The sequence below is a fragment of the Streptacidiphilus sp. MAP12-33 genome, from assembly GCF_041261265.1.
GTDB lineage: Bacteria > Actinomycetota > Actinomycetes > Streptomycetales > Streptomycetaceae > Streptacidiphilus.
Map to the genome: position 1 here is coordinate 14770 of NZ_JBGCCA010000024.1, position 24124 is coordinate 38893.

The following is a 24124-nucleotide window of genomic DNA, read 5'->3' on the forward strand; positions in this document are numbered from 1 at the left end:
GTCGCACTCGGCGGTTACTCGCAAGTAGCCTGTTCGGAGGCCGCTTTTGCTGAAATTGAGATGGGGTACTGAGTACCTTGCTCGGTGACACTGAGTGCCGTACAGTCCCGTTCCGGCACGGCACCAGCAGGCAGGGGAGAGGGACGTCATGGCTGACACGACACAGGCGGCGGCGGTATCGGCACCCGGGATCGAGCGGGTCGGTGTGGTCGGCTGCGGGCAGATGGGCGCCGGGATCGCCGAGGTCTGCGCCCGGTCGGGGCTCGACACCGTGGTGGCCGAGGCGGACGCCGAGGCCCTGCGGCGCGGCCGCGAGCGGATCGAGGCGTCCCTGGCCCGCGCCGTGCGCGCGGGCAAGCTGAGTGAGCAGGACGCGGCCGAGGCCGCCGCCCGTCTGCGCTACACCGCCGATCTGGCCGATCTGGCCGACCGTCAGCTCGTCGTCGAGGCCGTGGCCGAGATCGAGGAGGTCAAGACCGAGGTCCTGGCCAAGCTCGACGCGATCGTCGCCGACCCCGACGCGATCCTGGCCACCAACACCTCCTCCATCCCGATCATGCGCCTCGGCACCGCGACCTCGCGTCCCGCGCAGGTCATCGGCATCCACTTCTTCAACCCCGTGCCTGTCCTGCCGCTGGTCGAGCTCGTCCCCTCGCTGCTCACCTCCGACGAGACCCGGGCCCGCGCGCAGCACTTCGTCGTCGACCAGCTCGGCAAGCAGGCAGTCCCCGCCCGTGACCGGGCCGGCTTCGTCGTCAACGCCCTGCTCATCCCGTACCTGCTCGCCGCCGTGCGGATGGCCGAGTCCGGCTTCGCCGCGCCGGAGGACATCGACGCGGGCATGGTCATGGGCTGCGCCCACCCCATGGGCCCGCTCCGGCTCGCGGACCTCATCGGCCTGGACACCGTCCGGGCGGCGGCCGAGGCCATGTACGAGGAGTTCAAGGAGCCGCTCTACACCCCGCCGGCGCTGCTGCTGCGCATGGTCGAGGCGGGCCGGCTCGGCCGCAAGACCGGGCGCGGCTTCTACGACTACACCGCGGCGGCCTGACACCCGCGGCCTGACGCCCGCGGCCGACGGTGCCTGCCGATGGTGCCTGCCGACGGCCGGTCTGAGGGCCCGCTTCGGCGGCTCGTCCACGCAGGTCAACGCGGGGCACCCCTTCGAGGGAGCCCCGCGCGCGGCGGCGGCCGCGCTCGCGCTGCCACCGCGTCCGCCGTCCTAACCTGCCTCCTCCGGGCGGTGACGCCGCATGGGGACGGTCGGCAGAGGGGGCGTGACACGCGTGTACCAGGTCCGCGTCGCCGTGGCGGCGGGCACCGCCGTCGGGCTTCTCCTCGCAGCGGGCATCGCGCCCGCACACTCCGTGCCCCGGCACGACGCGTCGGCGACGAAGGCCGGCACGGCGCGTGGCGACGACGCCCAAGGCACCGGGGAGCCGGGCCTGAGCGACGAGGCCTCGGCCGAGGCCGCCGCCGAGAGCGACGCGGACGCGGACCCGACCGCGTTCGTGGACCCGTTCGTCGGCACCGGCTCCGGCGGGCGCTGGGTCGGGCGGATCGACACCTTTCCCGGCGCGACGGTGCCCTTCGGCATGGTCCAGTGGAGCCCGGACACGCCGTCCCGCCCCGACGGCGGCGGCTACGCCTACGCCGACCGGGCCATCCGCGGCTTCAGCCTCACCCACCTGTCCGGGCCCGGCTGCCCGATCGCGGGGGACATGCCCGTCCTGCCGCTGGCCGGTCCCGCGCCCGCGCGTCCCGAGTCGGTGACCGTTCCGCTGGACCACCGGCACGAGAGCGCCCGGCCCGGCGCCTACACCGTGACCACCGCCGGGGTCCGCACCGAGCTCAGCGCCACCACGCGCACCGGCGCGGCGCGCTTCACCTTTCCGCGCGGCGCGTCCTCCGGTGTGCTGCTCGTCAACGCGGCGGGCGGGGCCACCGCCACCTCGGGGGCGTCGCTGCGCGTCGTCGACGACCGGCACCTGGTCGGCCGGGTGACCTCCGGTCACTTCTGCGGCAGCCCGCACGGCACGACGATGTACGTCGCGTTCCGGTTCGACCGGCCCTTCCGTGCGGCGCTCTGGCCGGCCTCCCACCACGGCCCGGTGCCAGGTGCCACGTTGACGTTCGACACCCGCCGGGACCCCTTCGTCGGCTTGCAGGTCGGGCTCTCCTACGTCGACGCCGCCGGGGCCGAGCGCAACCTGGACGCCGAGGCCCGCACCTGGGACGTCCACGCGGTCGCGGCGGCCGCCCGCGCGCTCTGGCGTGACACGCTCGACGCGATCCGGGTCTCCGCCGGTGGCCGCGCCCGGCGCGTCACGTTCTACACCGCGCTCTACCACTCCCTCCTGCACCCCTCGACGTTCAGTGACGCGGACGGCCGCTACCGCGGCTTCGACGGAGGCGTCCACAGCGTGGCCCCCGGACACGTCCAGTACGCCGACATCTCCGGCTGGGACGTCTACCGCTGCCAGGTGCCGTTGCTCGCCTGGCTCTTCCCGACGCGGGCCGACGACCTGGCCGCATCCCTGCTCGCCGATGCCGACCAGGGCGGCTGGCTACCCAAGTGGCCCTACGCCGACGGCTACACGGGCGTCATGAACGGCGATCCCGCCGACTCGATCCTCGCCGAGATCCAGGCCCTGGGCGACCAGGGCTTCGACGCGGGCCACGCGCTGCAGCTCATGGTCCACGGCGCGGAGGACGTCGGCGGCCCGCGCGGCCAGGGCTGGTACACCGAACGGCCCGACGAGGCGCGCTACCTCCAGCTCGGGTACGTGCCCAACGACCACATCGACTCCACCGCGCACGTGCACAACGGCGCCTCCACCACCCTCGAGTACGCCGTCGCGGACTTCGCCGTCTCCCGTCTGGCGGCCGCCGTCGGCGACGCCGACACCGCCGGGCGCTTCCGTGACCGCTCCCGCAACTGGCACAACCTGTTCGACCCCGCCACCGGCTACCTCCGCCCCCGCGACGCCGCCGGGGCGTTCCCGCGCGGACCGGCCCTCGACCTGCACGACGGCCGCGCCCAGGACGGCTTCCAGGAGGGAAACGCCGCCCAGTACCTGTGGATGGTGCCCCACGACCTGCCGGCCCTCGTCGACACCCTCGGCGGCGCGGGTGCGGTCAACGCCCGCCTGGACCGCTACTTCACCCAGCTCAACGCCGGCCCCGGTCGCCCCTACCACTGGCAGGGCAACGAGCCGGGCTTCGGCACGCCCTGGCTCTACGACAGCACCGGCCTCCCCGCCCGCACCCAGGACGTCGTCCGCGCGATCGCGGACCGGCTCTACCGCGCCACCCCGGACGGCGAACCCGGCAACGACGATCTCGGCGCCCTCAGCTCCTGGTACGTCTGGGCCGCCCTCGGCCTCTACCCGCAGACCCCCGGCACGACGACGCTCGCGCTGTCCACGCCGCTCTTTCCCCACATCGTGATCCACCGACCCGGCCGTGACGACCTCGTCCTGGCCACCCACGGCACGGGCCCCCACATCGCCGCACTCACCCGTGACGGCACCAACGAATTCAGCACCTGGACCGACGCGCTCTCCACCGATCGCCTGGACTTCACCCTCACGAGGGACCCGAGCCCGTCGTGGGGCACCGACCCCTCGGACGCGCCGCCCGCCTACCCGTGAGCCGGGGACGGGGAGGGCGCCGCTTAACCGGTCGCGCCGAGCAGCCGGGGACCGTACCGTCGGGCGCGTGAAGCTGCTCTCCGTGAACATCGGGCACCCACGCCCCAATCCGTGGAAGGGCATCGGCTCCACGGGCATCGACAAGCGGCCCGTCGCCGGCCCGGTCGCCGTCACCGCACCCGGCCCCCGGGGCACCGGCGCCGTCGGTCTGGCCGGCGACCGCGTCTACGACGTCGATCACCACGGCGGCACCGACCAGGCCGTCTACGCCTACGCCCGCGAGGACCTCGACGCCTGGCAGGACGAGCTGGGCAGACCGCTGGCCAACGGCGTCTTCGGCGAGAACCTCACCACCCTCGGACTGGACGTCAACGGCGCGCTGATCGGCGAGCGGTGGCGGATCGGGCCGGACCTGGTGCTGGAGGTGTCCTGCCCGCGGGTGCCCTGCTCGACCTTCCAGGGCTGGCTGGAGCGCGAGGGCTGGATCAAGCGCTTCATGCGGGCGGCGCTGCCCGGCGCCTATCTGCGCGTCGTCGTGCCCGGGGAGATCCGCGCCGGTGATCCGGTGGCGGTCGTCCGTCGGCCCGACCACACCGTGACGGTCGCGCTGGCCTTCCGCGCCCTCACCCTCGAACCGGACCTGCTGACCCTGCTGGTCGCCGTCGAGGCCCTGCCCGAGGAGGACCGGGAGATCGCCCGCAAGCGCACCGCCGGGCGTTAGCCGGCTGCCTTCTGTGGTCCCGAGGCCGCCGCCCAGGCGATCGCGGCCTCGCGCTCCGCGAGCGGGAAGACCTTGGTCTCACCCGGGATCATCCAGCCGAAGAGGCTGGTCATGTTGCTCATCCAGGCGAGATCGGTGACGACCGCGAGCCGCTTCCAGCCGCGCAGGTGCTGCAGGCCCAGCTTGAGGTCGTCCACCATCGCCCCGCCGGTCATGCCGCGGAACTCCTCGACGACCAGGACGCAGCGGATCGGCCCGGCCTCGGCGGCCCGCTCCAGCGCGGGGGAGAGCACCTCCCGGTAGTCCTCGGCCGCCAGCTCGTCGCGGACCGCGAAGCCGACGACGCCCTCCGGCAGGCTCTGCAACTGCTCGATCACGGGCGTGCTCCGTCTTCTCGTCGCGCTGGCGGGACCCGCACCACGCTATCCGCGCCCCGCCGTGGCCGCCCGTCAGGCGCGCTGCCAGGGGAACGGTGCGAGGTCCGGCTCGACCCAGTCGGTGCGTGCCGCGTCGGTCGCAAGGGTCGAGGGGGCGTAGAAGCGGTCGAGCAGCGTCTTGTCCAGCAGGTCCGGGTGACGCGCCGCGAACGCGTCGAAGTCGTCGGGGGCGCCGTCGCCCCGGCTGTCGGCGGCGACGTGGTGAGCCACCAGGTCCGCCCACGCGCGGGTCATCGTCACGTGGAACTTCTGCGGCGCTCCGGCGGCGGTCGCGGTGCGGCTGATGCCGTCACCCACGAGCCCGGCGGCCTGCTCTGCGCCGTGGCGGCGCACGGCGAGCCAGGTGAGCTGCACGTGCTGGCGATGGCCGAAGCGGTCGGCGCCCGCCATCACCTCGCTCATCAGCTCCTGGAAGGCGGCGGTGGCGGGGATCGGGTCGTGGTTCATCGGGAGACCTCTGTCAGTGCCTGTAGTACCTGGTGGAACCCGGCGACCGCCTGCGGCGGCAGCCCGTCCAGTGCCCGACGCTCGACCGCGTCGAACGTCTCCCGAACCGTCCCTGCCGCGACCCGCCCCTGCGGCGTCAGCGCGATCTCGACGGCCCGGCGGTCGCCCTCACGCGCGCGGCGCGTGACCAGCCCGCGCCGCTCCAGCCGGTCCAGCACGCTGGTGAGCGTCGTCGGACGAGTGCCCACGGCGCTGCCGAGCTGGGAGATGGTCCTCGGGTGGCCGTCGGCCAGGTTGGCGAGCGCGTTGATCTCGGACGCGGTCATGTCGAGGGCGGCCAGCTCGGTGGTGAGCAGGTGCAGTGTCGCGTGGGTGGCGCGTTGCAGGGCCAGCAGCGGCGAGGGGTGGGCGGGGACGGGATCGGGTCTCACGATTTCGGATACTACGATTTCGGAGTACCCGAGGCAAGCGCGAGAGCTGCCCGGCGACACCCGGGCCACGTCCAGGCCGGGGAGCAGCGAGGTGTCGGCCATCCGGCCATGGTCGAGCACGGTCCGCCCGTCGCCCGTCGCCCGTCGCCCGTCGCCCGTCGCCCGGTTGCCGGGGGCGCGCGCCCGGGTGGCGCGCCCCGCTACGCTCCAGCCATGACCGATTCCGCCACCCCCGCCGGCCCCGGCCCGGACGCGGGCCTCGCCGCCGCCCGCGCGATGCTCGCCGCCGACACGGCCTCCGCCGCGCTCGGCATCCAGCTCGACGAGCTGGACACCGGCCGCGCGGTGCTGCGGATGAAGGTCACCCCGACGATGGTCAACGGCCACGGGATCGGGCACGGCGGCTACGTCTTCCTGCTCGCCGACACGGCCTTCGCCTGCGCCTGCAACACCCACGGCCCGGTCACGGTGGCCGCCGGCGCGGACATCGTCTTCGTGGCACCGGTCCACGAGGGCGACGAACTCGTCGCCACCGCCGAGGAGCGCACCCGCTACGGCCGCAGCGGCGTCTACGACGTGACGGTCCGCCGCGGCACCTCCGTCGTCGCCGAGTTCCGCGGCCGCAGCCGCAGCCTGAACCGCGCTGCGGACTGAGGCCTCACCCCGCTGCGGGGGAGAGGTCCGGGAGGACGGAGGGGTCGATGGCGCCCGTTCGTTCGCGTTGGGGGAAGGCGCCCACGGGGACGCGGGCCAGTTCGGTGCCGGTGGTGTAGTCGATGACGGACACCGCGTCGGCCTTGCTGAGTGAGACGAAGCAGAGCGTGCCGTCGGCGCTGCTGGTCGCCCAGTAGGGCAGGCTGCCGGTGGGGTAGGTGACCGTGCCGACGGTTCCGCCGTCGGCGGTGCGGACGATGGAGGCGTAGTCGTCGATGGTGCCCGCGTCGCAGACGCGTGAGTCGTCGCCGGAGAGCGCGAGGCCGTGGTGGGCGGAGTTCTGGGGGTAGCTGTCCGGGCTCAGCGCGGCGCCGGCCGCGCTGTAGGGCATCGGGTAGGTGCGCACCTGTTGCCCGGTGGCGAGGTCGAACTGGGCGAAGCCGTTGAGGTAGGACAGGTCGGTGAACATGGTCCGCCCGTCCGGCTCGATGACGTTGGGGCGGATTCCGTGCGGGAACAGCCAGGTCTGCACGACCTGGAGCGTGCGCGCGTCGACCTTGGTCAGCTGGAAGGTGCCCTTGGCCCACTCCAGGGACTTGGGCAGCGAGGTGACACCGATGCTGGAGTTGTAGATGTACCGGCCGTCGGCGCTGTAGTCGTTCTGGTGCGGGTAGGTGCCGGTCGGGAAGGAGCCGACGACGGCGCCGGTCGCGGTGTCCAGCACCTCCGCCTTCTGCGCGGTCGTCGCGGAGACGACGTAGCGGGTGCCGTCGGGGGAGAGCGCGGCGTGGTCGGCCTTGAAGCCGTCGAGGCGGGTGCGCCACAGCTGGGCACCGCTCGCGATGTCGTAGGCGGCCACGTCGTCGAGGTTGCCCCGGGAGACGTACAGCCGTCGCCCGTCCGGCGAGAGCTGCGCGTCGTCCACCCAGCGGTTGCCGCCCTCCACGGAGGTGACCGCCTGGAAGCCGGCCCACTGGACGGGGTCCATCTGCGCGATCCGCTGCTGCGCGTCGGCGGTGACGTCCAGTGAGCCGAGGTTGGCGAAGGTGTGGGCGTCGATGAAGCTCACCGTCCCGGCCTGGCTGTTGCCGACGACGATGACGTCCCGCAGTCCGTCGGCCGCCACCGCCGACACGGCCGCCACGGCCGGAGCGGCGGACGGCCCGGTGAGTCCCGCGCCGAGCAGCAGCGCGCTGCCCGCCAGGACGAGCGTGCTGCGTAAGGTGCCGATGGTGAGCATGGTTGCCCCCTGCTGCTGAAGTGTCCATATCAATGGCTACTCGACAGTAAGGAGCTCGGTGGCAACAGCCAAGGCCCGCGCGGCGGCGAGTTCCGCGCGATCAGTCGGACCCGCGGCCGGCAACGGTCATCAGCCCCGGGCCCGGCAGCACGGTCACCGGCCTGCCCACCGGCGTGGCCGGCAGCCGGAGCGGTACGACCTTGGTGGTGGGGTCGTCGGTGTCGGTGCCGTCCCGGAGGACGAAGGCCTCCCTGCCGTCCGCCGAGAAGGACATGGCGGAGGCGTAGATTCCCACCGTGATCGGTGGTCCCACCCGGTCGGTCGCGGTGTCGAACCAGGTGACGGTGGGCTGGGTGGCGTTGCCGTACAAGTAGACCTGGCCGCCGCCCGGCGCGATCGTCATCGCGTTGCCCGAGACGTCGACGGGGGCGCCGACCGCGTGGGTGGCGGTGTCGACGGGCCAGACGGCCGAGCCCGACCTGGTCGGGGCGCTGACACCCATGACGTACACCGTCCTCCCGTCGGGAGCCATGACGAGGTCCACCGGGTTGCCGGCCAACGGGATGGGACGCCCCGGCGCGCCGGTGGCGCCGTCCAGGGGTACGAGGTATCGCGAGTCGGTGCAGGTGACGAAGACCGTCCGGCTGTCCGGGGTGACGACGATGTCGGCGGGGTTCTCGCCGAGCCGGACCGGGCGGGACGCGGTGCCGCGCGTCGTGTCGATGACGGTGAGTGAACCGGTCTGTCCGCCTCCCGGGCCGAAGTCGAGCGCGTACAGGTGCCGCCCGTCCGGGGCGAGGGCGAGGCGGTCGACGTTCCCGGTGACGGGGATCGGTCGGCCCGTGGCCTCCGTGGCCGTGTCGATCGGGGTGACCTCGCCCGCGGTCAGACCCTTGTCGAGCGACAGCGCGTAGAGCCTGGACCCGTCCGGAGAGAGGACGAGGTCGTTGTTGCCGGTCATCGAGAGGGTGATCGGCCGCCCGACCTTCCCGGTGGTCAGGTCCACCGGCTCGATCAGCGTGCCGACGCACTCGACGAAGGCCTTGGTGCCGGCGCGGTTCACCACCAGGTCGCCGGGGTCCTGGCAGGCCACGCCGAGCGGGATCGGCGGCCGTGCCGATCCGGTGGCCGGGTCGACCGGTGTGAGCGTGTCGGTTTCCTGGCCCACCACGTAGACGTCACCGTGGCCCGTCGGTGTTCCGGCCCGCGCCGTCGGCAGGGCGGTCTGCCCCGTCTGCCCCGGATGGCCGCTGGTGCAGCCGCCGAGGCAGCTCAGGCAGCTCAGCAGGACGGCGGTGGTTCCGCTCGTGACGCGCCGGTGTCCGCGGCCTCGCATGTGTTCCCCTCGGTGAGGGCCGTTCCGCCACAGGGGTGGCGATCACGACGTGGAGTCGGTCGGGGCGGCTTGCGGGACGAGCACCGATGCCGCGCCGCCGGGGTTGTAGTCGCGGTACCAGGGCAGGTCGTCCGACCCCAGGGCGCGGAAGTGGCGGCCGCCGTCGTCCAGCACCACGGACTGTGCGACGCCCTGCGCGAGCCAGTCCAGCTCCAGGTCGAAGGTGCAGTCGCAGTGCTGGTCGGCGACGGCGATCTCGAACTCCTCGGGGGATCCCGCGGTGATGTAGTAGTACCGTCCGGCGCTGCCCGCCTGGCGTGGGACGACCACGGGTGCGGGGTCGTCGAGTCTGGTCGAGAAGAGGCGTACGTCGCTCTGGCCGCCACAGCCGCCGCAGGGGAGCCGGGCCAGCAGGCCCGCCCGCGGATCGGCCCGGCGGTGGAGGTCGACCACCCGGACCGGCTTCATCAGTACGGCCTCGGGGCTGTCGGTCTGCAGGGTGAGGGTGATCGTGTCGGCGACTTCCGTCATCCCCGGTTCGCTCGCCAGGGCGTGGCCCGCCGCGAGCGAACCGCTCAGCACGTCCGGGGAGCGTGGCCAGTAGAAGTCGGTGGCGCTCTCCTGCCCGCCGATGGTGGCGGTCGCGTGGATCGCACCCGTGCCGGCGGTGGCGGCGGAGGGCGGGGCGGCAGGTTCCGTGGCGGAGTTCTTGTCACCGCAGACGGAGTTGTTGTCGCACTGGTTCTCCGTGCACGCGCCCAGGCCGAACAGGCTTGCGGCGACCAGCAGAAGCGCGGCCACGGTGCACGGGACGCGCCCGCGCGGCTCGCCGTACGGCCGTCCGACGGTCACCGGCTTCCCGCCGCGGCGGGGGAGCCGGACGGAGAGCCCGGCGCGGACACTGCGGGGCTGGACGCGGACGCTGCGGGGGAGGACGAGCCGCCGACCCCTGCGTCCCCGACCGAGTTGCTGCGGCCGCACACGGAGTGGTCCTGGCAGTGGTTGCTGTCGCCCCCGACGGACTGCACGGCGAAGACGACGCCGACCACGGCCGCACCCGTGCCGAGCACGGCGATGAGCACCTGACGGAGATCCTTGCTCTCCAAGATCGCCATGCGATGCCCCTCCGGCCCGGTCGACAGCGGTCCCATTGATCTACCAGGCGTGCGGGTGCGTTCTCCCGGCTTCTCCGAACATGTCATTTTCCTTCTCGTTCGGGTGGATTGAGCTGATGATCCCGATCGTGCCGACGCCGCTTCCTGTCATCGGCGAGGACGCCGGGAGCACCGGCGGCGGCCCACCGTGGGACGATGGAGGCCGGGGACCGAGGAGTGGCCTGGGATGTCCGACCGGCTGGGGCACCGGGGGGTGGACGAGCACGTCTCCGAGCCCGGCCCCGAACCCCCCACCGCCGGCAACCCGCCGCGCCGCGCGACCAGGGTCCGGCGCAGGTTGCGGGCCCTGCCCGCGCGCCCCTGGGCGCGGACCCTGGCCGGGCTGCTCGTGGCCCTGCTCATCTGGCTCTGCTGGTCGCTGGGCCAGGTGCTGACCGCCCCCGGCGACGACAGCGTCGCCGCACGCGTGGCCGACTGGGGCCGCAACAACCACCTCGGGCCGGTCGTCACGCTGGTGGAGACCCTCCAGTACGACCTGAACCCACCGCGCGTCGGCGGCAAGCCGTCCATCGCGCTGCGGCCGGCCGCTCCGGCCGCGCAGCCCGCGCCCCATCGGGCCGCCGCGCCCGTCGCCGCCCTCCCACCCAGGCTCGTCTCGCCGGCGGGCCCGCCCCTGCCCGGCGAGGGCACCTGGCAGGTGCTGCGCACCGTCGACGGCCGACCGGCGCTGATCGCCGCCTACCTGCGGCCCGACGCCCAGCACACCTCCTACGTGGCCGCGGTCGCCTCGATGGACCCCCGGCTCCTCCGGTTCGAGCTCCACCCCGGCTGGAGCGACCCCGGCCCGGCGAACTGGGGCGTCCCCTACGACGTCCCGGCCGGATCGCGTGCGGGTCTGGTCGCCACCTTCAACGGCGGGTTCAAGGTGAACGAGTCCGGCGGCGGCTTCTACCTCGACGGCACCACGCGTGGCACGCTGACGCCGGGTGAGGCGTCCCTGGTCTTCTACCGCGACGGCCACGTCGCCGTCGGCGTCTGGGGCCGGGACGTGTCCATGACCGCGGACGTGGTCGGCGTGCGGCAGAACCTGCGTCTCGTCGTGGACCACGGCGTGGTGCCGGCCGCCGTCGACACCGACATCGAGTCGGGGTGGGGCCTGACCATCGGCGGCGCGTACTTCGTGTGGCGCTCCGGGGTCGGCGTCACCGCCGACGGACGGGTCGTGTTCGTCTACGGGCCCGCGCTGTCGGTCCGGACGCTGGCCGACCTGTTGCAGCGGGCGGGCTGCGTCGAGGCGATGCAGCTGGACATCAACCCGGCGTGGATGTCGTTCATGTCCTACCGCCCCCCGGCCGGCGGCGCGGACCCCGCTCCGGTCAAGCTCCTGGACACCCAGCAGCGCCCGGCCGACCGGTACTACACCACGACCAGCCGCGACTTCGTCGCGGTCTTCGCCCGATGAAGCCCCACGCTCCGGCGACGACCGGCACGGCGCGGAGGGGCCCGGCGCGGAGAAGCCCGGCGCGGAGGGGCGCGGCGGGTGCGAGCGGTCCGTCGGCGGCGTTGGGCGCGATCGACGGCGCGACCGTGGGCGCCGGACCGCCGTGCAAGGCGCAGGCCACCCTCGCAGGTGGCGAAACGAGGGAGGCGGTCCGGTCGGCCGTGACCGGTGTTCCGGCAGCGGGCGGGCTCGTCGGCATCCGTGCCCAGGCAGCGTCGGGCATCGGCCCGGTGACGGGGAGCCCGCCCACGGCCGCACGGGTGACCGGCGCCGCGAGCCAGGGTGCGCGGGGTGAGCGGGGTGTGCGCACCGCGCGGGCGGTGCTGCGGACGGCGCGGCCGAGGCAGTGGCCCAAGAACCTGCTCGTGCTCGCCGCGCCGCTCGCGGCGGGCAGCGCCGGGCGGGACGGGCGCGGACCGGCGGACCTCGTGCTCGCCGTCGCCGCGTTCACCCTCGCCGCAGCCGCCGGATACTGCGTCAACGACCTCGCCGACCTCGAGCGCGACCGCCGCCACCCCGCCAAGCGCCTGCGCCCCCTCGCCGCCGGGGAGCTGACACCGGCGCAGGGCCGGGTCTGCGCGGGGCTGTTCGCGCTCGGCGCGCTCACGCTCGCGGCCGCCGTTCCCAGCTGGGGCTTCACGGCGGTTCTCGCGGGCTACCTGGCGCTGAGCGTCGCCTACTCGCTCGGGCTCAAGCACCTGGCGGGGATCGAACTGCTGGCGCTCGCCTCGGCGTTCGTCCTGCGGGCCGTCGGCGGCGCGGTGGCCGCGCGGATCCCGCCCTCGGGCTGGTTCCTTCTCGTGTGCAGCCTGGGCGCCCTGATGGTGGCCACCGCCAAGCGCACCGCCGAGGCGCGACTGCTCGGCGAAGACGCGGCGCGGCACCGGCCCGCGCTCGCCCACTACGGCCCGCGCCGGCTCCGCCTCCTGCGGACGGCGCTGCTCACCGCCGTCCTTGCGGCCTACCTCGCCTGGGCCGTCGGCGCGGCGCAGCCCGGCACCCGCGCGTGGCACCTGCTCAGCGCGCTCCCGCTGCTCTACGCGCTGCTGCGCTTCGACCGCCTCGTCGACTGCCACCCGGTCTCCCGCGTCGAGGACCTGCTGCTGCGCGACCGCCGCCTGCTCGCCGCCGAGGGGCTGTGGCTGCTGACCTTCCTGGCGCCGCTGCTGTGAGCCGGACCGTCCACGCCACCGAGCGGATGAGCGGCTGGGGCCGGACCCCCAGCAGCCTTGCCGAACCCGTCGGGCCGCTCGACCTGCCCGCCCTGCGCGGCCTGATCGCGGGCCGGCCCGGCGGGGGACTGCTCGCGCGCGGTGCGGGACGCAGCTACGGGGACGCCGCCCTCAACGCGGGCGGTCTCGTGCTGCGCCCGGCCGTCGACCCGTGGCTGCTGCTCGACCCGCACGCCGGGCGCGTCCGCGTCTCCGCCTCCACACCGTTCACCGAGCTGCTCGCCCGTACCGTGCCGCACGGCTGGCTGCCACCCGTCCTGCCCGGGACCGCGCACCTGACCGTCGGTGGTGCGATCGCCGCCGACGTGCACGGCAAGAACCAGCACCGTGACGGCAGCCTCGCCGCCTGGCTCGACCAGGTCGACCTCGTGGACGGCACCGGTATGCTCCGGCGCCTCACCCCCGAGGGCGAGCCGGACGCCTTCCGCGCCACCGTCGGCGGCATGGGACTGACGGGTGTCATCGTCGCCGCGACACTGCGCCTGCTCCCGATCCGCAGCGCCCGCCTGCGGGTCACCACCCGCCGCGCGGCCGACCTCGACGCGCTCATGGATGCCCTGGCCGGCGCGCCCACCCGCTACGCCGTCGCCTGGATCGACGGCACCGCGCACGGCCGCGCGCTGGGACGCGGCGTCGTCGACCTCGCCGACCACTGCCCGGACCCCGACCCGCGCCGCGAGCCCGACGGTCCCCGCTACCGGCCGGGACGGGCCCTGCCCGCGCCCACCCTGCCGTTCTGTCCGGTCACGCCGGGCACCGCCGCCGCCTTCAACGGCCTCTGGTACCGGCGGGCGCCGCGCCTGGCGGAGACCACCGCCTCGCTCGGCGCGTTCTTCCACCGCCTGGACGCGGTCTCCGGCTGGAACCGGGCGCTGGGCCCCGCAGGGATCTGGCAGTACCAGTTCGTCGTCCCCGACGCCGGACGCGACCTGGTCGGCTGTGTGCTCGAAGCGCTGCGGCGGCATCAGGCGTCACCTTTTCTGGGGACGTTGAAGCGGTTCGGGCCCGGCGACGGGCACCCGCTGTCGTTCCCCGTGGCAGGCTGGTCGCTGGCCGTCGACCTGCCCGCCGCCCGGGCCGGACTCGGCGACCTGCTCGACGCCCTCGACCGCCTGGTCGCCGCCTCCGGCGGCCGGATCTACCTCGCCAAGGACGCCCGCATGGACCGCGCCCGCTTCGCCGAGACCTACGGCGACGGCCCGCTGGACGCCTGGCGCGAGGCGCGCGAGCGCCTGGACCCGCACCGCGTCTTCCGCTCCGACCTGGGCCGCAGGCTCGGGCTGTGGCCGTGAGCAGGCGGGTGCTGCTGGTCGGCGGGACGAGCGAGATCGGGCTGGCGCTGCTTGACGCGCTCGACCTGGGCGCCGACGACGTGGCGATCCTCGCCGGGCGGGACGAGGAGCGCCTGGCCGCCGCAGCGCTGGAGCTCACCTGCCGGACCGTCACCGTGCCGTTCGACGCCCTCGACCCCACCGCCTACCAGGCGCTCACCGCCCGCGCCTTCACCGACGGCCCGCTCGACCTGGCGATCAGCGCCGCCGGTGTTCTCGTCCCGCAGGAGGTCCTCGACGAGGACCCGGCCCGGGCGGGTGCGCTCGTGCAGACCAACCTCACCGCCCACGTCACGGTGCTGCTCGCGCTTGCCGCGCGGATGCGCGCGCAGCGGCGCGGCACGCTCGTCGTCCTGTCCTCGGTCGCGGCGGTGCGCCCGCGCCGGGCCAACTACGTCTACGGCGCGGCCAAGGCCGGGCTGGACGCGTTCGCGCGCGGCCTGGCCGACCGCCTCCACGGCACGGGTGTCACGGTCCTGCTGGTCCGCCCCGGCTTCGTCACCGGCCGGATGACGCAGGGCATGAAGCCCGCCCCGCTCTCCTCGACCCCGCAGCAGGTCGCTGCCGCCATCGCCGACGCTCTCGCTCAGGACCGGCCGCGCTCGCGCACCCTCTGGGTGCCGCGCCCTCTTGTCCTCCTCGCCACGGCGATGCGTCTGCTGCCCCGCCCGCTGTGGCGGCGCCTGCCCCGCTGACTCGCCCTCGGGCGGCTCAGGAGCCGAAGCCCGTGGCCGCGAAGAACAGTCCCATGCCCCCGAACAGCAGGCCGAAGGCCACCCCGATGAAGAGACCCACCGACTCCCGCCCCGCACCGGGCGCCACGACGGTGGCGCGCTGGGGGTGCTCGGGCAGGTAGCGCACGGGCACCACGTCGCCGACCAGGAGCGTCCCCGCGGTGCGGTCCAGCCGGATCTCGGCGCCGTCCTGGGTGCGGAACGCCAGGATCATGTGGCGGGTCGTGGACGTGCCGCCCTCGCTGTTGTGCGAGCGGGACACGAAGGTCTCGACGCAGCCGGCCTCCGCCATCAGCCCGCGTGCCAGTGCCGCCTGACGGAACCAGAGCCGCCGGGCCGAGGAGATCGCCAACGCACAGCCCACGACCCCGAAGAACAGGCCGACCAGCCCGAACACGACGCCGAACCCACCGGATGCCTCGCCCATCATTTCCCCCCGTACTCCGCTGAGAGCGCTCGCGTGGCCCTCTTGCGGACAAGGATGTACCGGCCCCGCGCGCGGTTCCCGCGCGGGGTCGGCCGGAACGGGTTCGCGCCCGGCGGGCGCGTCCTGCGTCGGCGTCCACCGGTGGACGTGTCCGGCTCGGGCTCCGCCTCCGGCAGCGACCGCGGCAGGAGGGCCACTCGGCCGCGGTCGGTCCTCAGCCGGGCGGGAGCCCGCGGCGGTGGCGCAGGATGCGGCCGACGACGGCCAGGGCCAGCGCGACAGCCGCGAGCCGCAGGGCCCGGCGGACCACCGGGAGCAGGATCGGGCCGAGGTCCAGCGGCTCGTCCCTGCCGGCCTGCGGCGCCGGCGCGGCCATGCCCGCGCCCTCGCGCGGGCCCGGTTCTCTGCCGCTCGCCGACTCCGCCCCTGCCGCGCCGTCGTTCGCCCGCGCAGCCGAGGCGGCCGTGTCCCCGCGTGCTCCCGGTCCCGTACCCTCGCGTGCTCCCGCACCCCTACCGCCCGCTCCGGTCACCTCCGCCGCGCGGGCGTCCGCACCCGGGCTGGTGCCTGCTCCGGGCGCGCGTTCACGCCTCCCGGTGGCTGCGCCGTCCGTCGGGCCGGTCCCCGTGCCCGCGGCGACCGTGCTCCCGTGGGCCGCCGGATCCGAGCCGTCCGTGAGGCTCGCCTCCGGGCCCGCGCCCGCCTCCGCGCCCGGATCCGTGCCTGACGCGCTGAGCGCTGTCGCGCCCGAGAGGCCCGGGGGTGGTGGGTTCTGCGTGGCCAGTTGGCGGGAGAGGCGGTCGGCGAACTCGGCGACGACGCGGTCGCCGATGTCGGCCATCACCCCGCGGCCGAACTGGGCCGGGCGGCCGGTGATCGTGAGGTCGGTGTCCACGTCGACCTCCGAGCCGCCGCCCGCGGGCTGCTCGTGGACCTCCACCACCAGCGTCGCCTGCGCCGTCCCGGCGCCGCGGCGCTCGCGGCCGGAGGCGTGGACGACCATGCGGTGGCCGGTGTCGTCGCGCTCGTCGATGACCGCGCGCCCCTGGTAGGCGACGGTGATCGGGCCCACCTTCACCGTCATCGAGCCGTAGACCGTGTCCGTGTCCGCGTCGACCCGTTCGACGGACGCGCCGGGCAGGCACGGTGCGATCGCGTCGATCTCGCCGAGCGCGCGCCAGACCTCGTCGGTGGACGCGGGGACCGTCATGTCGTGGTGCAGCCGCATGGTCAACTCCTCGCGGGTACCGGGCGCGAAGCCCGCGGATCGGCGCCGTGGACGGCGCCGGTCGTGCCGGACAGGGCCGCGCCGGTGCCGCCCCAGCGGGTCGAGACGATCTCCGCCGCGATCGAGACGGCGACCTCCTCGGGGGTGCGCGCGCCGAGGTCGAGCCCGATGGGCGCCCGCAGGCGCGCCAGCTCCGGCTCCGTGACGCCCGCCTCGCGCAACCGCGCCAGGCGGTCCTCGTGCGTGCGGCGGCTGCCCATGACCCCGATGTAGGCGGCCGGGGTGCTCAGCGCCACCTCCAGCACCGGGACGTCGAACTTCGGGTCGTGCGTGAGCACGCAGATCACGGTCGACGCGTCGACCTGCGTGGCCGCCAGATAGCGGTGCGGCCAGTCGACGACCACCTCGACCTGCGGCGGGAAGCGCCGCGCCGTGGCGAAGACCGGGCGGGCGTCACAGACCGTCACCCGGTAGCCGAGGAAGGCGCCCAGGTCCGCGACCGCCGCCGCGAAGTCGATCGCGCCGAAGACCAGCAGGCGCGGCGGAGGAGCGAAGGACTGCAGGAAGACGGTGACGTCGTCCATCCGGCGTTCGCCCGCCGGGCCGTAGTGGCGCTGCGCGGTCATGCCCTGCGCCAGCTCGCCCCGCGCGTCCGCCGTGACCGCCGCGTCCAGCCCGGCGGAGCCGAGCGACCCGGCTACCCGGTCGGGCCAGACCGCCAGCACCGCGCCCACCGGCGAGGGCGCCCCGTCCGGCGCCCTCAGCACGGTCGCGACGGCGACGGGCCGCTGGTCCGTGACCGACGCGGCGACCGCCTCGAACGCCGGGTCCAGCGCCGCCGACACCGGGCGCACCAGCAGCGTGATCTCGCCGCCGCAGGTCAGGCCGACGGCGAAGGCGTCGTCGTCGCTGTAGCCGAAGGTCTCCAGCCTGGCCGTCCCGGTCCGGACCACCTCCTGAGCCAGTTCGAACACCGCTCCCTCGACGCAGCCGCCGGACACACTGCCGACCACCTCGTCCCCGGGGCCGACGGCCATGGCCGCGCCCGGCGCGCGCGGCGCGCTGCGGGTCACCCCGACGACCGTGGCCAGCCCGAACACCGCCCCTGCCGCATACCAGCGCCGCAGCGCGGGCAGGACCTCACGCATCCGCCGCTCCTCTCACCACGCGGGCCAGCCGTTCGAGCGCCGCGAGACTGTGGCCCTCGACGAACACGTCCACGCTCGGCAGCGCGGCCGCCATGCCCGCCGCGAGCGGCGCGTAACCCGGCCGCCCCTTTCGAGGATTCGCCCACACGACGCGATGCGCGAGCCGGTGCAGCCGCCGCATCTGCTCCGCGAGGAGCTCGGGGTCGCCGCGCTCCCAGCCGTCCGACAGCAGCACCACGACCGCGCCCCGTGCGAGGCCCCGGCGCCCCCATCCCTCCAGGAACGCGCGCAGCGTCTCCCCGAGCCGCGTTCCGCCGCTCCAGTCCGGCACGGCCCGGCTGAGCGCGGCCAGGGCGAGGTCCGGTCGCCGGTGTGCGAGAGCGCCGGTGACGCGGGTGAGGCGGGTGCCGAGCGTGAACACCTCCGTGCGGGCGACCGGGCTGGTCCGCGCCGCGTGCGCGAAGCGCAGCAGGGCGTCGGCGTAGGGGGCCATCGACCCGCTGACGTCCACCAGGAGCACCACCCGGCGCGGCGTGCGCACCCGCTGCCGGTGACGCAGCCGCACGGGCTCGCCTCCCGCGCGCAGCAGCTCCCGCACGGTCCCGCGCACGTCCACCTCCCCGCGCCGCGCGGGCCGCCGTCGCGCGCTCCGGCGCGGCTCTCCGCCGAGCGCGAGGGCGGCGAGCAGCCGGCGCAGCTGCGTCCTTTCCGTGTCGCCCAGCGTGGCGATGTCCCGGTGACGCAGGACCTCCGCGCTGCTCGCGAGCGCCGCGACCGGCCGTTCCGTGCCGGGCTCGCCCTCGTGGCCCTGCCCCGATCCGAGGGCGACGGCGGCCTGCGGCCGGGGGAACGAGGCCGGTCGCCGCGGCGCGCTGCGCGCGGGCCGTTCGCCGAAGTACGCGGCGAACACCCGGTCGTAGCGCTCCAGCTCGTCGTGGTCGGCGCAGAGCGTCAGCCGGCCCGCCCAGTACACCTGCGCCCGGCGCCCCGGCCCGACCACCTCCAACGCCCGCAGGAACGCGTCCACCTGCCGCGCGGCGACCGCCACCCCGGCCGCCCGCAACGTCCGGACGAACCCGACGGCCACCCGGGTGACGTCCTCGCCGCCGAACGGCGGAGCCACGGGCCCGGAGGCGGGGCCGAGGCCGTTCCCCAGCGACAGGCCGGCGACGAGCGCGCTCACGACGTGCCGCCCGTCGCCGCCGAGGCGAGCAGCGCGGTCAGGTCCAGGCCGCGCGCCTGCTCGATGTCCTCGTGGTACTTGAGCACGGCGCCCAGCGTCGTCGTGGCCAGCTCGGCGTCCAGCGCGGTCGCGCCGAGCGCGTGCAGGGCCTCGGCCCAGTCGAGGGTCTCCGCCACGCCCGGCGGCTTGAGCAGGTCGCGGGCGCGCAGCGCGCGGACCGCGTGGGTGACCTCCACGGCGAGGCGTTCGGTCACCTGCGGCAGGCGGCGACGGACGATGGCGACCTCGCGGGCGAAGTCCGGGTGGTCGAACCAGTGGTAGAGGCAGCGGCGCTTCAGCGCGTCGTGGACCTCGCGGGTGCGGTTGGAGGTGAGCACCACCACCGGCGGCCGCTCACCGCGCAGCGTGCCGAGCTCGGGGACGGTCACCGTCCACTCCGACAGCAGCTCCAGCAGCACCGCCTCGAACTCCTCGTCCGCCCTGTCGATCTCGTCGACCAGCAGCACCGAGGGCCACGTCTCCAGCGCGCGCAGCAGCGGCCGGGCGATCAGGAAGCGGGGGCTGTACAGGCCGCGCTCCAGCAGGTCGGCGTCGGTGACGCCGCCCGCCTCGGCGGCCTTCAGATGCAGCAGCTGGCGCGGGAAGTCCCAGTCGTACAGGGCCTGCGCGGCGTCGATGCCCTCGTAGCACTGCAACCGGATCAGCGGCGCGCCCATCGCCCCGGCCAGCGCGGCGGCCAGGGCGGTCTTCCCGGTGCCGGCGTCGCCCTCGCAGAAGAGCGGCCGATGCAGTCTCACGGCGAGGAAGCAGGCGACGGCCAGGCCGTCGTCGACCAGGTAACCGGTCTCCTGCAACCGCGCCCGCATCGCCGCCGGGCTCTGCGGCCCGTCGACCTCGTCGGGCGCGCCGCCTGCCTGCGGCGGCGTGCCGGTCGAGGCGCCGCCGCCCGGCGCCGTCACGCCGTCGTCCCGACCCGCGTGGCTGCCCGCCGGTGGTGCCAGGCCGCTGCGCGGCGCGGCCTCGGAGCGGCCGCTCGGCGGTGGCAGGTCGTCCGGTGCGGCGGGACGTCCCGGTTGCGCCGCACTCCCGCTGAGCCGCTCCGCGGGGCCGCGCGCGCCTGTGGTGGCACCCGGTTCTGTGCTGCCGTTCGGCGGTGGCAGGCGGTCCGGTGCGGCGGGACGTCCCGGTTGCGCCGCGCTCCCGCTGAGCCGCTCCGCGGGGCCGCGCCGGCCTGTGGTGGCACCCGGTTCCGTGCTGCCGTTCGGCGGTGGCAGGCAGTCCGGTGCCGTGAGGCCTCCCGGCCCGGGGCTCTGTTGCGCGGGGCCGGGGGTGCCGGGTGCGGCGTCCGGTTCCGCGGCGCGGCCCGGCGCCGGGGCGCCGGCGCGGTGCGCGGGGGGATCCGCGCCCCGGTCGTGCCGTCCGTCCGGTGCCATTCGGGTGCCCGCCTCACGCGGCGCCGGTCGCGGCGAGCAGCGCGCGGCGGGTCAGGACGCGGGCGAGGTGTTCGCGGTACTCGGCGGAGCCGGAGAGGTCGGTGGGTGGGTGGGTGTCCTCGGCGGCCAGGGTCGAGGCGCGGCCGATGGCCTCCTCCGTGGCCGCCGCGCCCGCCAGGGCGGTCTCGGTCAGGTGCGCGCGCATCGGGCGGGCGCCCATGTTGACCAGCCCGACCCGCGCCTCGGCGATCGTGCCGCCGTCGGGCGTGAGCCGTACCGCCGCCGCGACGCCGACGATCGCCCAGGCCTGGGCGACCCGCTGGAACTTCTCGTAGTGGAAGCCCCAGCCGTCGGTCAGCGGGAGGCGGATCTCGGTGAGCAGCTCGTCCGGCCGCAGAGCGGTCTGGAGGTAGTCGACGAAGAACTCCGACGCGGGGATCGTGCGCCAGCCCTGCGGGCCGAGCGCGACCATGGTCGCCTCCAGGGCCAGGCAGACCGCGGGGAGGTCCCCGGCGGGGTCGGCGTGGGCGAGGGAGCCGCCGAGCGTGCCGCGGTGGCGCACCGCCGGATCGGCGACGGTCGCCGCCGCCCGGGCCAGCAGCCCGGCGTGCAGGCGGACGAGCGGGTCCTCGACGACGTCGTGATGCGACGTCATCGCGCCGATCACCAGGTCGTGCCGCTCCTGGCGGACGCCGCGCAGCGCGTCGACGGCGCCGAGGTCGACGAGCAGCTCGGGGAAGGACAGCCGCAGCCGCAGGATCGGCAGCAGGCTCTGGCCACCGGCCAGGACCTTCGCCTCGGGGCCTGCCTCGGCGAGCACGCGCACGGCCTCGTCCGCGCTCTGCGGGCGGGCGTAGTCGAACTTCGCGGGGATCACGGCGCGCTCTCCTCACCGGAGGCGGCGGCCTCCCTGACCGCACGCCAGATCCGCTCCGGCGTGCACGGCATCCGGATCTCGCGGACGCCCAGTGGCCGCAGCGCGTCCATGATCGCGTTGACCACCGCGGGCGTGGACGCGATGGTGCCCGCCTCGCCGACGCCCTTCACACCGAGCGGGTTGGACGTGGCGGGCGTCTCGGTGCGGTCAGTGACCAGGTCCGGCAGGTCCGGCGCGGCGGGCACCAGGTAGTCGGCCATCGTCCCGGAGACCAGGTTGCCCGCGTCGTCGTAGACGGCCTCCTCGTACAGGGCCTGGGCGATGCCCTGGGCGACCCCGCCGTGGATCTGCCCCTCGACGATCATCGGGTTGACGACCCGTCCGACGTCGTCGACGCAGACGTAGGAGCGGACCTTCACGGCGCCCGTCTCGGTGTCGACCTCGACCGCGCACAGGTGGGTGCCGTGCGGGTAGGAGAAGTTGTCCGGGTCGAGCAGGTGCTCCGCGTTGAGGGTCGGTTCCATACCCTCGGGCAGGTCGTGCGCGGCGAAGACCGCGAAGGCGATCTCCTGGATGGTCCGGCGTGCGTCGGGGGAGCCGCGCACGCTGAACGCGCCGTCGGCGAACTCCAGGTCGTCCTCGCTCGCCTCGAGCAGGTGGGCGGCCACCGTACGCGCCTTGGCGACGACCTTCAGCGCGGCCTCGTGCACCGCGATCCCGCCGATGACCAGGGAGCGCGAGCCGTAGGTGTCCATGCCCTGCGGCGCGACGCGCGTGTCGCCGTGCATCACCTCCACGTCCTCGAACGGCACGCCGAGCGCGTCGGCGGCGATCTGGCTCCACGCCGTCACATGGCCCTGGCCGTGCGGGCTGGTCCCGGTGATCACCTCGACCTTGCCGGTCGGCAGCATCCGGATCGACGCCGCCTCCCAGCCGCCTGCGGCGTAGCGCAGCGAGCCGAGGATCCGGCTCGGGGCGAGCCCGCACATCTCGGTGTAGGTGGAGATCCCGATGCCGAGGCGCACCGGGTCCGCGTTCGCTTGGCGGGCCCGCTGCTCGGCGCGCAGGTCCGCGTAGCCGAAGAGGGCGACGGCACGATCGGTGGCGGCTTCGTAGTTCCCGCTGTCGTAGGTGAGCCCGGCGACGGTGGTGAACGGGAACTCCTCGTGCCCGATCCAGTTGCGGCGCCGCAGCTCCAGCGGGTCCATGTCGAGCTCGGCGGCGAGCTCGTCCATGGTCCGCTCGATGGCGAAGGTCGCCTCCGGGCGGCCCGCGCCACGGTAGGCGTCGGTGGGGGTGCGGGTGGTGAACACGCCCGTGCAGCGGAAGTCGTAGGCGTCCATCTTGTAGATGCCCGGGTACATGAACGCGCCCAGCAGTGGCGTACCCGGAGTGATGATCATCAGATAGGCGCCCATGTCGGCCAGCAGGTCAACCCTCATGCCCAGCAGCCGCCCGTCCCGAGTCGCGGCGAGCTCGACGTCCTGGATCTGCCCGCGCCCGTGGTGCTGCGCCTGGTAGCTCTCCGAGCGCGACTCGGTCCACTTGACCGGCTGCCCGAGCCTGCGTGCCAGCGTCAGCGCGATCGCGTCCTCGCCGTAGACCTGGAGCTTCGAGCCGAAGCCGCCGCCCACGTCGGGCGCGACGACGCGTAGTTTCTGCTCGGGGATGCCGGTCGTCAGCGCCATCATGAGCCGCACGATGTGCGGGATCTGGGTCGAGGAGTACAGCGTGTACTCGCCGGTCGCCGGCACCGGCACGGCCAGGGACGCGCGCGGCTCCATCGCGTTGGGGATCAGCCGCTGCTGGTGGTGGCGGCGGTGCACCACCACGTCGGCGGCGGCCCGCGCGGCCGCGTAGTCGCCCGAGGCGAGCGGCCAGGTGTAGCAGCGGTTGGTGCCCTTGTCGGCGTGGACCAGCGGCGCGCCCTCGGCGAGCGCCGCCTCCAGGTCCATGACCGGCGGCAGCGGCTCGTAGTCCACCCACACGTCCTCCAGCGCGTCCGCCGCGACGTAGCGGTCACGCGCGACGACCACGGCGACGGGGTCGCCCACGTAGCGCACCTCGTCGACCGCCACCGCCGGGTGGTCCGGCAGCACCATGTCCTCGGTCACCTGCCAGGCGCAGGGCAGCGAGCCCAGGCCCTCGGCCAGCTCCCGGCCGCCGAACGCGGCGACGACACCCTCGCGCTCCAGCGCCGAGCGCACGTTGACACGCTCGATCCGCGCGTGCGCCAGCGGGCTGCGCAGGATCGCGACGTGCAGCAGCCCGGGCGCGGTCAGGTTGTCGGTCCACAGGGTCTGCCCGGTCACCAGCCGGGCGTCCTCCTTGCGGGTCCGCGCGCGCCCCACCTCGCGCCCGGCCGCCGGAGAGGTGAGCTGATCGGTCATGCCGGCGCCTCCTGCCCGCTCGTCCGCGGCACGTTCGCCGTGGCGCTCCGCGGCTGCGGCGCACCCTCGCGGCGCAGCTCGGCGGCGGCGGCGAGGACGGCCCGGACGATGTTCTGGTAGCCCGTGCAGCGGCAGAGGTTGCCCTCCAGCGCCTCGCGGACCTGCTCCGGGGTGGGGTCCGCGTTCTCGGTCAGCAGGTCCCGCGCGGCCATGATCATCCCCGGGGTGCAGTACCCGCACTGGAGCGCGTGCTGCTCGTGGAAGGCCCGCTGCAACGGGTGCCACGTCCCGTCCGGCGCGGCCAGCCCCTGGATGGTGGTCACCCGGCCGCCGTCCGCCTGCACGGCCAGCACCTGGCAGCTCTTGACGCTCATCCCGTCCAGATCGACGGTGCAGGCGCCGCAGTTGCCGGTGTCGCACCCGATCGGCGTGCCCGTGCGGCCGAGGCGGTCGCGCAGGTAGTGCACCAGCAGCAGGCGCGGTTCCACCTCGTCGAGGTGGTCCGTGCCGTCGACGTTCACGGCGATCCGCGCGGTCGAACCCCGCGCCATCGAGGGGCGGGGCGTCGGGGCGGGGGGATTCGGATTCTGGGCCATCTGCCCTCCT

23 protein-coding genes are annotated in these 24124 nt (G+C 74.9%); 8 read left to right on the forward strand and 15 right to left on the reverse strand.

Annotation, left to right across the window (positions count from 1 at the left end):
* Positions 1-148 precede the first annotated feature (148 nt).
* The 3 genes from ABH931_RS23080 (at position 149) to ABH931_RS23090 (ending at position 4374) form a co-directional block, all read left to right on the forward strand.
* Positions 149-1051 carry a 3-hydroxybutyryl-CoA dehydrogenase gene (locus ABH931_RS23080; protein WP_370116311.1) on the forward strand — a complete coding sequence of 301 codons (903 nt, stop codon included), beginning with the start codon at positions 149-151 and terminating at the stop codon, positions 1049-1051.
* A gap of 226 nt (positions 1052-1277) precedes the next feature.
* Positions 1278-3653, forward strand: coding sequence for a GH92 family glycosyl hydrolase (locus tag ABH931_RS23085; RefSeq protein WP_370116313.1), 2376 nt, complete (start codon positions 1278-1280; stop codon positions 3651-3653).
* A gap of 67 nt (positions 3654-3720) precedes the next feature.
* Positions 3721-4374 (forward strand): MOSC domain-containing protein, encoded by a 654-nt coding sequence (locus tag ABH931_RS23090; RefSeq protein ID WP_370116315.1) that lies wholly within the window; start codon positions 3721-3723, stop codon positions 4372-4374.
* On the opposite strand, the gene ABH931_RS23095 is transcribed toward ABH931_RS23090, so the two are convergent.
* The 3 genes from ABH931_RS23095 to ABH931_RS23105 all read right to left on the reverse strand — a co-directional run bounded on the left by ABH931_RS23095 (position 4371) and on the right by ABH931_RS23105 (position 5689).
* The gene (locus ABH931_RS23095) at positions 4371-4751 is read right to left on the reverse strand and encodes an STAS/SEC14 domain-containing protein (protein WP_370116317.1); all 381 of its coding nucleotides are present in this window, start codon (positions 4749-4751) and stop codon (positions 4371-4373) included. The genes ABH931_RS23090 and ABH931_RS23095 overlap by 4 nt on opposite strands.
* Before the next feature lie 72 nt (positions 4752-4823).
* Entirely contained in the window at positions 4824-5258 is a 435-nt protein-coding gene (locus ABH931_RS23100; RefSeq protein WP_370116319.1) for a hypothetical protein, read from the reverse strand.
* On the reverse strand, positions 5255-5689 hold the full coding sequence (locus tag ABH931_RS23105) for a MarR family winged helix-turn-helix transcriptional regulator (RefSeq protein ID WP_370116321.1): 435 nt from the start codon (positions 5687-5689) through the stop codon (positions 5255-5257). The genes ABH931_RS23100 and ABH931_RS23105 overlap by 4 nt, the downstream gene beginning before the upstream one ends.
* Before the next feature lie 213 nt (positions 5690-5902).
* Between ABH931_RS23105 and paaI the strand changes: the two genes are divergently transcribed.
* Positions 5903-6343, forward strand: coding sequence for a hydroxyphenylacetyl-CoA thioesterase PaaI (paaI, locus tag ABH931_RS23110; protein ID WP_370116323.1), 441 nt, complete (start codon positions 5903-5905; stop codon positions 6341-6343).
* A 4-nt stretch (positions 6344-6347) separates the two neighbouring features.
* On the opposite strand, the gene ABH931_RS23115 is transcribed toward paaI, so the two are convergent.
* The 4 genes from ABH931_RS23115 to ABH931_RS23130 all read right to left on the reverse strand — a co-directional run bounded on the left by ABH931_RS23115 (position 6348) and on the right by ABH931_RS23130 (position 10034).
* Complete coding sequence (locus ABH931_RS23115; RefSeq protein WP_370116325.1) at positions 6348-7583, reverse strand: YncE family protein; 1236 nt, start codon at positions 7581-7583, stop codon at positions 6348-6350.
* A gap of 100 nt (positions 7584-7683) precedes the next feature.
* Positions 7684-8919: a YncE family protein gene (locus ABH931_RS23120; protein WP_370116327.1), complete on the reverse strand. Its 1236-nt coding sequence runs from the start codon at positions 8917-8919 to the stop codon at positions 7684-7686.
* 42 nt (positions 8920-8961) lie between these two features.
* A complete protein-coding gene (locus tag ABH931_RS23125; protein WP_370116328.1) occupies positions 8962-9771 on the reverse strand; it encodes a hypothetical protein in 810 nt (269 codons plus the stop codon).
* Complete coding sequence (locus ABH931_RS23130; protein WP_370116330.1) at positions 9768-10034, reverse strand: hypothetical protein; 267 nt, start codon at positions 10032-10034, stop codon at positions 9768-9770. Before ABH931_RS23130 ends, ABH931_RS23125 begins: the two co-directional genes overlap by 4 nt.
* Before the next feature lie 226 nt (positions 10035-10260).
* Here ABH931_RS23130 and ABH931_RS23135 point away from each other — a divergent pair, with 226 nt between their 5' ends.
* The 4 genes from ABH931_RS23135 (at position 10261) to ABH931_RS23150 (ending at position 14793) form a co-directional block, all read left to right on the forward strand.
* Positions 10261-11496: a phosphodiester glycosidase family protein gene (locus ABH931_RS23135; protein WP_370116332.1), complete on the forward strand. Its 1236-nt coding sequence runs from the start codon at positions 10261-10263 to the stop codon at positions 11494-11496.
* A 200-nt stretch (positions 11497-11696) separates the two neighbouring features.
* A complete protein-coding gene (locus ABH931_RS23140) occupies positions 11697-12707 on the forward strand; it encodes a decaprenyl-phosphate phosphoribosyltransferase (protein WP_370116334.1) in 1011 nt (336 codons plus the stop codon).
* Positions 12704-14059 carry an FAD-binding protein gene (locus ABH931_RS23145; protein WP_370116335.1) on the forward strand — a complete coding sequence of 452 codons (1356 nt, stop codon included), beginning with the start codon at positions 12704-12706 and terminating at the stop codon, positions 14057-14059. Before ABH931_RS23140 ends, ABH931_RS23145 begins: the two co-directional genes overlap by 4 nt.
* Positions 14050-14793: an SDR family NAD(P)-dependent oxidoreductase gene (locus ABH931_RS23150; protein WP_370116337.1), complete on the forward strand. Its 744-nt coding sequence runs from the start codon at positions 14050-14052 to the stop codon at positions 14791-14793. Before ABH931_RS23145 ends, ABH931_RS23150 begins: the two co-directional genes overlap by 10 nt.
* Before the next feature lie 16 nt (positions 14794-14809).
* On the opposite strand, the gene ABH931_RS23155 is transcribed toward ABH931_RS23150, so the two are convergent.
* From ABH931_RS23155 to ABH931_RS23190, 8 genes are all read right to left on the reverse strand, one after another.
* Positions 14810-15262, reverse strand: a complete 453-nt coding sequence (locus tag ABH931_RS23155) for a DUF3592 domain-containing protein (RefSeq protein WP_370116340.1) — start codon at positions 15260-15262, stop codon at positions 14810-14812.
* Between the two features lie 211 nt (positions 15263-15473).
* Positions 15474-16487: an SRPBCC domain-containing protein gene (locus ABH931_RS23160; protein WP_370116344.1), complete on the reverse strand. Its 1014-nt coding sequence runs from the start codon at positions 16485-16487 to the stop codon at positions 15474-15476.
* A 2-nt stretch (positions 16488-16489) separates the two neighbouring features.
* Positions 16490-17635 (reverse strand): XdhC family protein, encoded by a 1146-nt coding sequence (locus tag ABH931_RS23165; protein WP_370116348.1) that lies wholly within the window; start codon positions 17633-17635, stop codon positions 16490-16492.
* Entirely contained in the window at positions 17628-18818 is a 1191-nt protein-coding gene (locus tag ABH931_RS23170) for a VWA domain-containing protein (RefSeq protein ID WP_370116351.1), read from the reverse strand. Before ABH931_RS23170 ends, ABH931_RS23165 begins: the two co-directional genes overlap by 8 nt.
* Positions 18815-19684 carry an AAA family ATPase gene (locus ABH931_RS23175; protein ID WP_370116593.1) on the reverse strand — a complete coding sequence of 290 codons (870 nt, stop codon included), beginning with the start codon at positions 19682-19684 and terminating at the stop codon, positions 18815-18817. The genes ABH931_RS23170 and ABH931_RS23175 overlap by 4 nt, the downstream gene beginning before the upstream one ends.
* A 580-nt stretch (positions 19685-20264) precedes the next feature.
* Positions 20265-21128, reverse strand: coding sequence for a xanthine dehydrogenase family protein subunit M (locus tag ABH931_RS23180; protein WP_370116355.1), 864 nt, complete (start codon positions 21126-21128; stop codon positions 20265-20267).
* Entirely contained in the window at positions 21125-23518 is a 2394-nt protein-coding gene (locus ABH931_RS23185; protein WP_370116358.1) for a xanthine dehydrogenase family protein molybdopterin-binding subunit, read from the reverse strand. The genes ABH931_RS23180 and ABH931_RS23185 overlap by 4 nt, the downstream gene beginning before the upstream one ends.
* The gene (locus ABH931_RS23190; protein ID WP_370116595.1) at positions 23515-24069 is read right to left on the reverse strand and encodes a (2Fe-2S)-binding protein; all 555 of its coding nucleotides are present in this window, start codon (positions 24067-24069) and stop codon (positions 23515-23517) included. Before ABH931_RS23190 ends, ABH931_RS23185 begins: the two co-directional genes overlap by 4 nt.
* Between the last annotated feature and the right edge of the window lie 55 nt (positions 24070-24124).

Coding starts and splice junctions, on each gene's coding strand:
- ABH931_RS23130 (WP_370116330.1), bottom strand. CDS start 10,034: ATGGCGATCTTGGAGAGCAAGGATCTCCGTCAGGTGCTCATCGCCGTG.
- ABH931_RS23135 (WP_370116332.1), top strand. CDS start 10,261: ATGTCCGACCGGCTGGGGCACCGGGGGGTGGACGAGCACGTCTCCGAG.
- ABH931_RS23155 (WP_370116340.1), bottom strand. CDS start 15,262: ATGATGGGCGAGGCATCCGGTGGGTTCGGCGTCGTGTTCGGGCTGGTC.
- ABH931_RS23160 (WP_370116344.1), bottom strand. CDS start 16,487: ATGCGGCTGCACCACGACATGACGGTCCCCGCGTCCACCGACGAGGTC.
- ABH931_RS23165 (WP_370116348.1), bottom strand. CDS start 17,635: ATGCGTGAGGTCCTGCCCGCGCTGCGGCGCTGGTATGCGGCAGGGGCG.
- ABH931_RS23185 (WP_370116358.1), bottom strand. CDS start 23,518: ATGACCGATCAGCTCACCTCTCCGGCGGCCGGGCGCGAGGTGGGGCGC.
- paaI (WP_370116323.1), top strand. CDS start 5,903: ATGACCGATTCCGCCACCCCCGCCGGCCCCGGCCCGGACGCGGGCCTC.
- ABH931_RS23100 (WP_370116319.1), bottom strand. CDS start 5,258: ATGAACCACGACCCGATCCCCGCCACCGCCGCCTTCCAGGAGCTGATG.
- ABH931_RS23120 (WP_370116327.1), bottom strand. CDS start 8,919: ATGCGAGGCCGCGGACACCGGCGCGTCACGAGCGGAACCACCGCCGTC.
- ABH931_RS23080 (WP_370116311.1), top strand. CDS start 149: ATGGCTGACACGACACAGGCGGCGGCGGTATCGGCACCCGGGATCGAG.
- ABH931_RS23175 (WP_370116593.1), bottom strand. CDS start 19,684: ATGCGGGCGCGGTTGCAGGAGACCGGTTACCTGGTCGACGACGGCCTG.
- ABH931_RS23115 (WP_370116325.1), bottom strand. CDS start 7,583: ATGCTCACCATCGGCACCTTACGCAGCACGCTCGTCCTGGCGGGCAGC.
- ABH931_RS23190 (WP_370116595.1), bottom strand. CDS start 24,069: ATGGCGCGGGGTTCGACCGCGCGGATCGCCGTGAACGTCGACGGCACG.